Annotated in this window: 17 protein-coding genes; 14 read left to right on the top strand and 3 right to left on the bottom strand. The window is 36.6% G+C overall.

Annotation, left to right across the window (positions count from 1 at the left end; genetic code table 11):
• The first annotated feature begins 238 nt into the window (after positions 1–238).
• The 4 genes from JZ787_RS00350 (at position 239) to JZ787_RS00335 (ending at position 1,739) form a co-directional block, all read left to right on the top strand.
• A complete protein-coding gene (locus JZ787_RS00350) occupies positions 239–454 on the top strand; it encodes a cold-shock protein (RefSeq protein ID WP_004693381.1) in 216 nt (71 codons plus the stop codon).
• 106 nt (positions 455–560) lie between these two features.
• Positions 561–788 carry a hypothetical protein gene (locus tag JZ787_RS00345; RefSeq protein ID WP_004693379.1) on the top strand — a complete coding sequence of 76 codons (228 nt, stop codon included), beginning with the start codon at positions 561–563 and terminating at the stop codon, positions 786–788.
• Positions 789–832: 44 nt separating this feature from the next.
• A complete protein-coding gene (locus JZ787_RS00340) occupies positions 833–1,030 on the top strand; it encodes a hypothetical protein (protein ID WP_119062840.1) in 198 nt (65 codons plus the stop codon).
• A 412-nt stretch (positions 1,031–1,442) separates the two neighbouring features.
• On the top strand, positions 1,443–1,739 hold the full coding sequence (locus tag JZ787_RS00335; protein WP_346311365.1) for a hypothetical protein: 297 nt from the start codon (positions 1,443–1,445) through the stop codon (positions 1,737–1,739).
• A gap of 96 nt (positions 1,740–1,835) precedes the next feature.
• On the opposite strand, the gene JZ787_RS00330 is transcribed toward JZ787_RS00335, so the two are convergent.
• On the bottom strand, positions 1,836–2,156 hold the full coding sequence (locus tag JZ787_RS00330; protein ID WP_346311364.1) for a GrlR family regulatory protein: 321 nt from the start codon (positions 2,154–2,156) through the stop codon (positions 1,836–1,838).
• 483 nt (positions 2,157–2,639) lie between these two features.
• Between JZ787_RS00330 and JZ787_RS00325 the strand changes: the two genes are divergently transcribed.
• Complete coding sequence (locus JZ787_RS00325; RefSeq protein WP_259234275.1) at positions 2,640–2,825, top strand: hypothetical protein; 186 nt, start codon at positions 2,640–2,642, stop codon at positions 2,823–2,825.
• A gap of 119 nt (positions 2,826–2,944) precedes the next feature.
• Here the strand turns inward: JZ787_RS00325 and JZ787_RS00320 are convergent, their stop codons facing one another.
• Both JZ787_RS00320 and JZ787_RS00315 read right to left on the bottom strand, forming a co-directional pair.
• On the bottom strand, positions 2,945–3,364 hold the full coding sequence (locus JZ787_RS00320; protein ID WP_346311363.1) for a hypothetical protein: 420 nt from the start codon (positions 3,362–3,364) through the stop codon (positions 2,945–2,947).
• A 767-nt stretch (positions 3,365–4,131) separates the two neighbouring features.
• Complete coding sequence (locus JZ787_RS00315) at positions 4,132–4,347, bottom strand: phage protein NinX family protein (protein WP_346311362.1); 216 nt, start codon at positions 4,345–4,347, stop codon at positions 4,132–4,134.
• Between the two features lie 332 nt (positions 4,348–4,679).
• Here JZ787_RS00315 and lepA point away from each other — a divergent pair, with 332 nt between their 5' ends.
• Genes lepA through JZ787_RS00270 form a run of 9 tightly spaced genes read left to right on the top strand, consistent with a single transcriptional unit; the run spans position 4,680 to position 11,810 of the window.
• On the top strand, positions 4,680–6,497 hold the full coding sequence (gene lepA / locus JZ787_RS00310) for a translation elongation factor 4 (RefSeq protein ID WP_346311361.1): 1,818 nt from the start codon (positions 4,680–4,682) through the stop codon (positions 6,495–6,497).
• Positions 6,498–6,517: 20 nt separating this feature from the next.
• A complete protein-coding gene (gene lepB, locus JZ787_RS00305) occupies positions 6,518–7,345 on the top strand; it encodes a signal peptidase I (protein ID WP_183176183.1) in 828 nt (275 codons plus the stop codon).
• A 21-nt stretch (positions 7,346–7,366) separates the two neighbouring features.
• Entirely contained in the window at positions 7,367–7,741 is a 375-nt protein-coding gene (locus JZ787_RS00300; RefSeq protein ID WP_183176184.1) for a DUF4845 domain-containing protein, read from the top strand.
• Positions 7,713–8,405 carry a ribonuclease III gene (rnc, locus tag JZ787_RS00295; RefSeq protein WP_183176185.1) on the top strand — a complete coding sequence of 231 codons (693 nt, stop codon included), beginning with the start codon at positions 7,713–7,715 and terminating at the stop codon, positions 8,403–8,405. Before JZ787_RS00300 ends, rnc begins: the two co-directional genes overlap by 29 nt.
• A 6-nt stretch (positions 8,406–8,411) precedes the next feature.
• Positions 8,412–9,440 (top strand): GTPase Era, encoded by a 1,029-nt coding sequence (gene era / locus JZ787_RS00290; RefSeq protein ID WP_168159045.1) that lies wholly within the window; start codon positions 8,412–8,414, stop codon positions 9,438–9,440.
• Between the two features lie 35 nt (positions 9,441–9,475).
• Positions 9,476–9,673, top strand: coding sequence for an NF038104 family lipoprotein (locus JZ787_RS00285; RefSeq protein ID WP_004693662.1), 198 nt, complete (start codon positions 9,476–9,478; stop codon positions 9,671–9,673).
• Positions 9,674–9,683: 10 nt separating this feature from the next.
• Entirely contained in the window at positions 9,684–10,394 is a 711-nt protein-coding gene (recO, locus tag JZ787_RS00280; RefSeq protein WP_234965875.1) for a DNA repair protein RecO, read from the top strand.
• A 13-nt stretch (positions 10,395–10,407) separates the two neighbouring features.
• A complete protein-coding gene (pdxJ, locus tag JZ787_RS00275; RefSeq protein WP_004980400.1) occupies positions 10,408–11,133 on the top strand; it encodes a pyridoxine 5'-phosphate synthase in 726 nt (241 codons plus the stop codon).
• A 23-nt stretch (positions 11,134–11,156) separates the two neighbouring features.
• Complete coding sequence (locus JZ787_RS00270) at positions 11,157–11,810, top strand: tRNA-(ms[2]io[6]A)-hydroxylase (RefSeq protein WP_279735878.1); 654 nt, start codon at positions 11,157–11,159, stop codon at positions 11,808–11,810.
• Positions 11,811–12,498: the final 688 nt, after the last annotated feature.

Here is a 12,498-nt window from a genome sequence, read left to right as displayed (position 1 = left end):
AATCAAGAAATATAAGGCAAATAAATATATATATAAGAAAACTTGATTAAATTAATTTTTAGTGTATAGTTAACTTAACTAGAAAAAAGTCTTGTTTCGGTAAATCTTCTTTAAGCATCGCAGTTTTAGTCATAATCCTTCGTTTTTTCAGATTTTAAGTCTCAAAATTTATTATTTTCAAAGTTATAAACAGTCAATCAAATGACTCACAATTATTAAAAAATCAGTAGGATTTATTATGTCAAACTCGAATGTTGTTAAAGGTACTGTAAAATGGTTCAACGAAACTAAAGGTTTCGGTTTTATCCAGCAAGAATCAGGTCCAGATGTTTTTGCCCATTTTAGCGAAATTGCTAATTCAGGTTTCAAAACACTGTTTGAAGGCCAAATGGTTGAGTTTAGTGTAGCTCAAGGTCAAAAAGGACCAAATGCTGTAAATATTGTTGCTATCTAAGCAATAATTGACAGTAATAAAAAGCACTAAACAGTGCTTTTTATAAATTGAAAGTTAGTTTTAAAGTTTTTTCAAATCGAGAAAACCTCCAGAAATAGGATACAAGTTGTTAAAAATAAACGATTTAATTGCAAAATCAAAAAATGGTACAGAAATTATAGTGTCGCTCATCCCTTTAAATAAAATACAAAATACTCGTAATGGGTTAAAAACTATAGAAGTGGGTAAGCGAATACTTCTTCAATCAGGTAAAGAAGTTGATTTGAACCTAGATGGAAGAACTTTTTATACGTCTTTAAATCAGATGTTTAAGTTAAATTATAAAGTAATTTAATCAAGTTATATAATTTCTAAATAATTTAAATTAAGGATCCATCTATGTTAAAAAAAGAAGTCACCGTAAAAGATCAATTTGGTACTGAATATAATATTCAAGCAACAGTTGATAAGTCTATTGTAGACCTACAAGATCACTCAAATTTAAAATATATTACTTTTGAAGGTGAGGATATTCGCCCTAGTTTTGAAATGTTTTTTCAGAGCCTTGAAAGTAGTAAGATTTTTAAGTTAATTTAATGGTTATGAACAAAGAAAATTTGAATTTTTTATTTGATTTGAAATATATGAAAGCTGTTTTTTGCATTTTAAAATCATATATTTGGGTTTTTGTTTTATGTGTATCTATTATTTTAACTAGTATCATACACAATGATGTTGTTGATACTATTTTGACTATTTTAAACTTTTTTATTGTTTTTAGAGTTATTTTTGTGCTGCATGTAAAAATTATAAAGTCCATCTTCGAAATTTGTAGCCCTTAAAAAGCTCCTGTTTTCAAGCATCAATAGAATCACGAAACCATGACATATCACTCCCTCTGTCATGGTTTTTTGTTGCCTCTTCATAACTCCTATACATGTTTATTATTATATTTCACTTCCCAATTTTTAGAAGTTTACGCACATAGACTTATCCCTGTTTATTCTTTATGATCATCGCTCAAATAACAACCCAACTAAGAATAAAAATGATTTCAAAACAGTTTAGGATCGTCAACGCGGTACTCGCAGTCATTGGCATTGCTGCCTTCATCTTTTTCCAGTATCAAATGAGACAAGACAAACTTGGTGGCTTTAAGGAAGGCACAAAAGAGTATTACGGCTATCAATACGCACATGATAACAACCTGAAGAATGTGGATCAGTGCGATGACGAGAAAGATGATCCTAAAATGAATATAAATGAAGCATTTATTAAAGGGTGTAGGGCATACTTTAAGAAATAAGTGTCTGCCGTACTGTAGTAATGTAAAAGCCCTTCAAGTGAGGGCTATTTTTTATAAGTATTACGATTTCAAATTGCATGTGTGATGATTTAAAAACTATGGTATTTGGCCAATGAATTTAGCCTTGACTACTAATGGGACTGTTTGTAAATTCTCAACATTTCCTGTTAGTAGATATCCTCCCGATGCTGAGTGAGAGATCAAATTTAGTTTAACTTTATCATGATCTCCAAAAAATGAATGTGCTCTAGAAGTATGTTTAAAAAGATTTATAATAATTCTATTGGATTCAATTACCCCCTGATAAGAATAAAAAGAATCACCTCCATAAACTACTGGATCGTTCAATATTAATAGTCCAGTGCCAAAATCTTTATTTTGGCTTTCAAATATGAGAAAATAAATACCATTATTCATAATATACTCAATATGTTGGGGCTGAATTAATCGGTACAAATATAGTGATTTATTAACTAATATCTTAATTGTGCAATATTAGTAATAATCCATAATGCTACTTATTCCTGAAGTTTTTTTTCACTTTCAGGTAAATTGACATTGGAATTTTTAATATTTTCTAGATTTCATGGTTTTATAGCAGTAGTGAGCTACCAAGCCAATACCTATTAATGTTAATATTTTCATGGGATTTCTCGAATTTAATAAAATACTAATCTCAATTGATAACAGTTATTTTTATTTATTAGTATGTTTTTTTGTAATTGGCTAATGGTGCTTAAAAAATAATTATATGTGTTTTATAAGGCTATATTAAATATAAATATTTAACTTTATTTATTGTTTAAATATGTTTTGATACATTATGGGTGTATCTTAATTAGTATTATAGGCACATGATGTATCTGTCATTAATACTAATGACAAATAAGGATTATAATTATGTCAAATACTACTAACCAACCTGGCTCGAATCAGGGTCAGCAAGCACCAAAACAGCCTGATAGTGATCAGGGAAACCAAACCCAGAAACAGCAACAAGGCGATCAAGATCAGGGTAAAAATGGGTCAAACCAGAAACAACCCAATCATAATAAAGAACAACAGCAAGATCAAAAAAATAACTAATACATCTGCTGACTTAAGATCTTGATTGTAATTAAAGGGGGGAACCCCTTTAATTTTGTTATTTGGAATTTAGTTTGTAATTAATATGTTGTTTTTCAATTATGATTTAATTTAAAAAATCATATAATATCAGAATCAGACAGATCCTTAGAAATGTTTAGATTTATCTGAAAATTCCCATCAATATCATCTGTACCCCAATCGCCATATATTAAGGCTTGGACATTAATACCTGATTCCTCCTTCAAATTATTTAACTTTAAAAGTCTCATAAATTTAATCGCATCTTCATCAGAAAGGTATCCTAATTTTAAATCATTAACTAAAACCATTACCGCACATTTTTGGTCTTTACTATTGAAGTCTCTAACTAAAAATGCAGTTACTACCTTTTCTACAGAACTGTCTAATTTAGGGCCAATGATTTCGATGAAAGATCCCTGATAAAATGCACCATCATGAATTTCATGTTGAAATTTATTTTTTTTTAAATGTTTGAATTTGCCAGATAATTTGAAATTTTCGTTCGAGTTAACCATAACAAAAAAAAGTAATTGCTATAATCAACAGGATAGAAAAAAATAACCACATTGTTTGCTCTTTACTAGATATTGTGGGCTTCCTTTAATTTTATCACTAAAATGCTATAAAAATTCAAGTTTACCAAGATCAGCCATTTGTTGAATCACAAACACCAAGAATATGTGTTAAGCAAGGGATACTTAATTTCTAATTTAAGAGCTATTCGGAATATCTTATATAAACCTCATTGACCAGCCCATTCATTCACCATATCAGCCTATTCATAAGCAAATCATTTTCTGTTTTTTTTGATGTAGGACATTAGATTTCAATTCCCAGTTTCTTAGACATTTGAGCACTTAGACTTATCCTTTCCAATTTTTATAACCAATGCTTAAATATTAGTCTAACTAAAGACATTGGTCATCTTCAAATTTCTCTTGAAAATCAATGTATTTTGAATAAAATAAATTTTAGTGAAATAATCTTGCGATATAGGTATTCAAAAGAAAGGGGTAATAGAGAACATGGAATTTTCCGGGGTGGAATGGAACAAGCGATTACAAGTTGTTAATATACAAAAAGAAATGAATAAAAAATACAATTTGGAGATTTCCTATAAGCACGAGGTTCTTTATCAACGCTACCTGACAGGTCAGATAGACCATGAAGAGTTCAAAGAAGAAGTAATGTCGTTAAATAAGTAAATAGATCTTAATAAAAGTATTATTACATGAGCTATCTAGCCATTACTTCTTAATGGCTTTTTCAAATGATCAAAATGTCAATTGAAATCAGCTCCCAATTTCTTCTCAATGTAGCACTTCACTACAGCTTCAATTGCAGTATCACCAACTTGTTCCGCTTCTCGAATGTCTGCACGTGGGCCAACATAAAAAGCAGTCCACCTTGAGTACGAACGCACCAAGCTAATTTTTTCATTTTCGATTAGCTTTCCACATAACTCCCAATCAATGACTTGTGTTGATTTAACTTTCATTGCTTGAGCGAGAGCGTACGGTCATTGACCTGGTGTTAGATCTGATACATTCATATTTAATGAGTTCCATTTATCAACCACAAAAATTACGATGACATATAAGTAAAATCAAAACGAAAATTGCATGCGGACGTGTGGATAAGGGCAAAGCTTTAGCTTTTGGTCAGAGTTGTATTCAGTTTGTTCTGTAAGATAGTTTTTCTCAATCACAATATATATTTTTAACACTTATCTGCTTATACTGTGCGAAGTTTTTAGCAACATTCTTTTTGCACGTCGTTTGTACTTTTACAGTTGAGTACATGATTGTGTACATATTTTTAGAGTAGTTTATGGCAGTTGTAAAAAAGTCTGTAAATATCAATAACATACGAAATTTCAGTATTATTGCTCACATTGACCACGGGAAGTCAACGCTCGCTGACCGCTTTATTCAAACCTGTGGTGGTTTGCAAGATCGTGAAATGCAAGCACAAGTACTTGACTCCATGGAACTTGAACGTGAGCGTGGTATTACCATTAAAGCTGCGTCGGTTACTTTGTATTACACCCATCCAAATGGCCAAGAGTATCAATTGAACTTTATTGATACACCAGGGCACGTCGACTTTTCATATGAAGTGTCACGCTCATTGGCGGCTTGTGAAGGTGCATTGTTGGTTGTAGATGCAGCACAAGGCGTGGAAGCACAGTCAGTTGCGAACTGTTATACCGCAATTGAGCAAGGCCTCGAAGTCCTTCCTGTACTAAATAAAATTGATTTACCACAGGCTGAACCTGAACGTGTGATTCAAGAAATTGAAGACATTATTGGTATTGAAGCAACTGAAGCGCCAACCTGTTCGGCAAAAACAGGTCTTGGGATTGATAGCGTTTTAGAAACCCTTGTTAATGTCATTCCTGCACCTACTGGTGATCGTAATGCGCCATTACAAGCTTTAATTATCGACTCTTGGTTTGATAACTACTTAGGTGTTGTTTCTTTGGTGCGCGTGAAAGAAGGTCGTGTGCGTAAGGGCGACAAGATGTTGATGAAATCAACAGGCCAAACACACATCATTACTTCTGTGGGTATTTTCAATCCTAAGCACACAGAAACAGACATCCTTGAAGCGGGTGAAGTTGGTTTCGTAATTGCAGGGATTAAAGACATTTTTGGTGCGCCAGTCGGTGATACGATTACCCTTGCAAGTACACCAGAAGTTAAAACCTTACCGGGCTTTAAAAAAGTGAAGCCGCAGGTTTATGCTGGTTTGTTCCCAATTGATTCAAGTGAATTTGAACCGTTCCGTGAAGCTTTGCATAAACTTCAGATCAATGACTCGGCGTTATTCTTTGAACCTGAAAGCTCAGATGCTTTAGGTTTTGGTTTCCGTTGTGGTTTCTTAGGCATGCTACACATGGAAATCGTGCAAGAGCGTTTAGAGCGTGAGTATGATTTAGACCTCATTTCATCTGCACCGACCGTGATTTATGAAGCGGTGATGAAGAATGGTCAAACGATTTATATCGATAGCCCATCTAAAATGCCAGATGGTTCAACAGTCGAAGACTTACGTGAGCCGATTGCTGAGTGCCATATCCTTGTACCGCAAGAGTATTTGGGGAATGTCATGACTTTGTGTGTGGAACGCCGTGGTGTTCAAAAAGACATGAAGTTTATGGCGAACCAAGTTTCAATTACCTTTGAAATTCCAATGGCGGAAGTGGTGATGGACTTCTTTGATAAATTGAAGTCGTGTTCACGTGGTTTTGCATCGTTAGATTATAACTTTGTACGTTTTGAAAGTTCATCATTGGTAAAAGTCGATGTTCTAATCAATGGTGATAAAGTCGATGCTTTGGCAATGATTTGTCACCGTCAAGATGCGCGTCACCGCGGTATTGCATTGGTTGAAAAAATGAAAGATTTGATTCCACGTCAAATGTTTGATGTGGCAATTCAAGCAGCGATTGGTGCGCAAATTATTGCTCGTTCAACCGTAAAGGCAATGCGTAAAAACGTATTGGCGAAATGTTATGGTGGTGACGTTTCTCGTAAGAAGAAACTGCTATCGAAGCAAAAAGAAGGTAAGAAACGCATGAAGCAAGTGGGAAGTGTAGAAATCCCACAAGAAGCGTTCTTGGCTGTGTTGAAAGTAGAAAGATAAAAAGGTAGGAATATAAGCCCATGGATTTTGATTTTAATTTGATACTTGTTCCTGTCACACTGATTTTCTTTTTGGTGTGGTTGCTCGATAAGTTTGTATTTAAACAACGAGCGACAAAAGGCAAGGGAAATGAAAATTTTGTCATTACTTGGGCTTATGATTTTTGGCCAGTCCTTGCGATTGTTCTATGCTTACGTTCATTCTTTTATGAACCTTTTAATATTCCTTCCGACTCGATGGTGCCGACATTAGAAACTGGTGACTTCATCTTGGTCAACAAGTTTGACTATGGTGTACGCCTGCCGATCGTGAATAAAAAAGTGATTGATGTGGGTGAGCCTGAGCGTGGCGATGTGATAGTCTTCCGTTATCCACCGCAACCGACGATCAGCTATATCAAACGTGTAGTTGGTATTCCTGGCGATCACATTGTTTTTGATCATGGCCAATTAACCATTAATGGTCAAAAAATTGCTAAAGTGTCTGTAGAGTTTAGCCGTGAAAAAGACAGTTTAGATACGCCTACTTCGATATATCATAAAGAAACCATTGGCAAGCATACCTTTACCATGCGTGAGTTAGAAGGTGTTAATGTTGCACGCCAAGCACCGTACATTAACTTTGTAGAAAATGGTAAATACTCTGCTGAAAATGGTTTATATTGGGAAGTGAAAGTAAAAGAAGGTGAGTACTTTGCGATGGGGGATAATCGCGATCAAAGTGCTGACAGTCGTTTCTGGGGAATGGTTCCTGAACAGAACCTAACAGGTCGTGCATTTTATATTTGGATGCATAAAGAACCTGGCTTTAAGTTGCCGTCATTTAACCGTAACGGTAGCATTGACTAATATCGATTCGGAAAATAAAAAATGCGCAAGAATCAACAAGGGGCATCTTATATCGCCATTTTATTTGCAATCATGGGGTTTGCATTTATGGCGAAAGTGGCAATTGCAGTTTGGGCTCCCTATTTTGATGATCGGATGATCAATAGCCAAATTGAGGAAGTGTTTCAAAGCAGCCCGAAAAATATTCAGCCCGCGGAGTTTGAAAAGCAACTTTCAAAACGTCTGGAAATGAATGGTATTCGCGATGTGAAGATTAAAGAAATTATGCAAGTCACCAATACCGAAGGGTTGCAGGTGAAAAAGGAGTATGAGGTAAGAAAACCCTTCTTGCTGAATATAGATTTAGTATTAAAGTTCGAGAAAAGTTTTGATCAAAGCTCAGTCCAAGCTAAGTGAAGCCCGCTTAGCGAGCCGTATCGGTTATCAGTTTAAACAACCTGAGTTACTTCAGCTTGCACTGACCCACCGATCGGTGAGCCACAAATACAACTATGAGCGCCTAGAGTTTCTAGGCGATTCTTTGTTAGGGATGATTATTGCAAATTATCTCTATAAAGCTTATCCAACTGAGAACGAAGGCCGTTTGACGCGTATGCGTGCAACCTTGGTTCGTCAGGAAGCTTTAGGTAAAATTGCAAATGATTTAAAACTGAGCCAGTCACTCATTTTAAGTACAGGCGAGTTAAAATCAGGTGGACATCATCGCGAGTCCATTCTTGCGGATACAGTTGAATCGATTATTGGTGCAATCTATATGGATTGTAGTGATTTAACGGTGTTGGAGCCGATTGTGTTAAAATGGTACGAGCCATATTTAGACCATATCGAGCCAACCGATCAACTTAAAGATCCTAAATCTCGTTTACAAGAATATCTTCAGGCACGAAAAAAAGCGCTCCCTGTTTATGATGTAGTGGATATTCAAGGCGATGCACCCAATCAGCATTTCAAAGTGGAATGTAAAGTGGATGGATTGTCTGTTGTAATGGGTGAGGGCACCAGCCGTCGTTTTGCTGAACAAGCTGCCGCGGCGGACATTTTAAAACTTTTGGAGCAGTAATCTGCCATGTCAAATTCTTCCGATCACATCGATGCTGATCACGAGTCGCAAAGCGACAGTAATGATTTAATTAGCCAGTTTTTTAGCGAACAAGGCACAGAAATTCCAACGGATTTTCGTAGCGGCTTTGTAGCAATTGTCGGTCGTCCAAATGTAGGTAAGTCTACGTTGATGAACCATTTATTGGGTCAAAAATTATCGATTACTTCACGTAAGCCGCAAACTACACGCCATAAGATTGTGGGAATTGATTCACGTGAAAAATCTCAAGCGGTATTTGTTGATACGCCAGGGATGCATAAAAAAGAAGTACGCGCCATCAATAAAATGATGAACCGTGCTGCGTCTTCTGCATTGCGTGATGTCAACTTGGTATTGTTTGTTCTGGATGCAGACAAGTGGACTCAAAACGATGAGCTCGTTTTGGAAAAACTCAAAAATGCTGAGATGCCAGTGATTCTTGTGATCAATAAAATTGATACACTTGAAAATAAAAATCATGCACTACCGTTAATTCAAGAACGTGCAAAATTAATGAATTTTGCTGAGATTGTTCCTGTTTCTGCACTCCGTGGTGCAAACTTAGACCATCTGCGCGATACTATTGAAAAATATTTACCTTTCCAGCCACCGATGTATTCATTGGATCAACTGACAGATCGTTCTGAGCGTTTTTTGGCATCAGAAATTATCCGTGAAAAGATTATGCGTCAGTTGGGTGAAGAGCTACCTTATGATTTAACCGTGCAAATTGAGTCGTTTAAGACTGAAGAAGCAACGGTGAATGAAAAAACAGGTCGTCCAAAACCAGCGTGTACATACATTGATGCAACGATTTTTGTAGACCGTCCAGGCCAGAAAGCGATTGTGATTGGTGAAAAAGGCGCCAAGCTTAAAAAAATTGGTATGGATGCCCGTATCGATATGGAAAAAATGTTTGAACAAAAGATCATGCTGACGCTTTGGGTTAAAGTGAAAGGTGGCTGGTCTGATGATGAGCGTGCATTGAAAAGCTTAGGTTATAGTGATATCTAAGTTTTAAGAAAACAAATTTTTATAGGGATGGTGTTATGGTCAAAGTGTTCGCAGTAATGGCTTGTATGTTGTTTTTGCAAGGTTGTATACACAAGATCGTCACTGTTCCTGTAAAGATTGCGTATAAAACCACAAAAGGCGTGGTGAAAGGAACCGCAGCAGTGGTTGGTGCTGTTATCCCAGATGGGGATGATGAAGACAGCGAACAGAATGATAAAGATAAAAAAGATTAGTTAATTTCTCATGCGCAATGAAGTACTGCATGGTTATTTAATTCACCATAGAAAATACCGTGAACGTAGTCATATTGTGCATTTATTTACCCAAGAGCATGGGCGAGTTGATGGTATTTTAAGACAAACCCCGCCGCCACAATATCAGCCGATTTGTTTACAAGCTTCGGGTAAATCTGAACTCAAAAATTTTACAAAACTTGAAATTGTCAATCAGCCGATTTTTTTCTTCGGGGATGCTTTTTTTTCAGGTTTTTATCTCAATGAGATCCTGCTCAGGCTGTGTCCGCTCGAAGTACAAATGGGGCAAAGTTTTGCTCAATATGCGCATACGCTAACGCAATTACAGCAACTGGCGCAGCAAGCAAATCCTAATCTGTTTTTAAAACAAATTCTAAGGCAGTTTGAGCACGAACTGCTGGAAGATTTGGGCTATGCCTTAGATTTTTCGACCGATGCCAATCAACTTGAAATTCAAGCATCGCTCAACTATATATTCCAGTTGAATGAAGGCTTTATTCCTACTGCACAAGCTTCGCGAGCGACCTTAAATGGACAGCAAATTTTAAGCATGTGCCAATATGAAAAGGGTAGGGATTTTAGTTTGGAACAGTTACAATTGCTGACTAAGTTGTATCGACAAATGATCAGTTCATTGTTGGGCGATCGCCCCTTAAAAAGTCGTCAGTTGTGGATTCAGAACACTCAAACTCAATCGTAATTAGGAAATGAATATGGCTGCATTACTTGGTGTAAATATTGACCACGTGGCGACTTTACGACAAGCGCGTGGAACGTCTTATCCAGATCCAGTCAATGCAGCACTGATCTGCGAACAAGCAGGTGCAGAAGGGATTACTTTGCATTTACGTGAAGACCGTCGTCATATTCAGGACGATGATGTGCGTCGTATGCGCCCAGCGCTTAAAACACGTATGAATTTGGAACTTGCAGTTACAGATGAAATGATTGCATTTGCCAAAGAAATTAAACCGCACCATGTATGTTTTGTTCCTGAAAAACGCCAAGAGGTGACGACTGAAGGTGGTTTGGATGTGGTTGGACATTTTGACGATGTTAAAGCGGCAACTCAAGCCTTGTCTGAGATTGGTTGTGATGTGTCCTTGTTTATTGATGCTGACTTTGCACAAATTGATGCAGCGGTTGCTTGTGGTGCACCAACCATTGAAATTCATACAGGCGCTTATGCTGATGCAGAAACACCTGAAGCTCAGCAACATGAGCTTGAGCGTATTGTCAAAGGTGCCGAATATGCAGCATCGAAAGGTTTAGTGGTGAATGCTGGTCATGGGCTCAACCTTGAAAATGTGACCCCAATTGCGCAAATTCCACAGATTCACGAATTAAACATCGGCCATTCACTGATTGCCGATGCCATTTTTGTGGGCTTGGAACAAGCTGTACGCGAAATGAAAGCAGTGATTAAAGCTGCACGTTAATTTAAAGTTTTTAAGATTTGAATATGTCGAATATCAATTATGATGAACTCATGAAGCCCGTCATGGACTTCTTGGGCTGTGAAACACCAAAAGCTTGGTTGGCTGAAGCACTGACTAATCTTGATGTGCTGATGCAAGATCACGCGAATTGTGAGAAAAAAGCTGCAGGTACAGCGATGAACCTGATGTTTCGTTATAGCTTTTTTACCGATTTACAGGTCAAGCTTGCGCAACTGGTTCGTGAAGAAATGCTGCATTATGAGCAAGTGCTTGAATTTATGAAAAAGCGTGGGCTAGAGTGGAGTAATCTGAGTGCAGGTCGCTATGCGGGTGGTTTACGTAAAGAAGTACGGACTTATGAGCCTGAGGCTTTAATTGATATTTTAATCATTGGTGCCTTTGTAGAAGCGCGTTCATGTGAGCGCTTTTACGCGTTAGCACCCTTGGTTGATGATGAATTAGGTCGTTACTATCGTTACTTGCTGAAGTCTGAATCACGTCATTTTGAAGATTATTTGGCTTTGGCTTTAGAGGTTGCGCAAACGGGGAAATTGAAAAATCCGAAAGAAGATATTCAAGCTCGTATTGAACATATCCGTAACGTCGAAAAAGAGCTAATTAGTACACCTGATGATGTGTTTCGTTTCCATAGTGGTGTGCCTGCGGAAGCGGCTTAGGAATATACGGGTGAATGCTATAGTTTGTAGACTGTTCGAAGTTGTAGATCCTCAGTGTAGATAACCCTGACTCATTAAAAGCCCAATCTTTATCGATTGGGCTTTTTAATTAGAGATGGGTAGATATGATGTATTGAGAGCTGTAATTCCTTTCCACAAAATCGCGAAATATGAGTCAGTGGAATGAGTTATTTGAGTAGGTGTGCTTAGAATTTTGACGATGATTTCTTGTACTTTTTTATATCTTCCACGTTCCACCATTGCACATCATGAAAAATGGTTACATCAGAAAGAGTATTTTGCAAAGTCTCAGAGACATGACTTAATTGGGTGGAAAAATCTATTTTCTTAAAAAATATTTTTAATGATTGGCTGTGGTGGGTGAATAAAAATTAAAAATAAGCTGTCATTTTACTCATAATGATTACATCCAGTAGAAATATCTTTATAAGCAGGATCACTAAAACTAAGCTGGTATTCCCAATCTTTTTGCCCTTTCTATTTTTTCATTTCAGTTGTTGTGATCGGGAAGTGATCTGGACGAACATCCACATGTGTTTTAAATGTGCTCATGATTTTTCTTGTGAATCATTTTTTAGTGTTTTTAAGATAAGTTATTTTTCGAGAATAGTTTAGTTCTGGCTTTCTGTTGAACTTAGCTGGAGGATTTACACCTTAAGCGGTAAAA

The organism is Acinetobacter sp. BWR-L5 (genome assembly GCF_039655985.1).
In the GTDB taxonomy this organism is placed as follows: Bacteria; Pseudomonadota; Gammaproteobacteria; order Pseudomonadales; family Moraxellaceae; genus Acinetobacter; species Acinetobacter johnsonii.
Note: the sequence above shows the minus strand (reverse complement) of the source record. Positions and strands in the feature narration are given on the sequence as shown.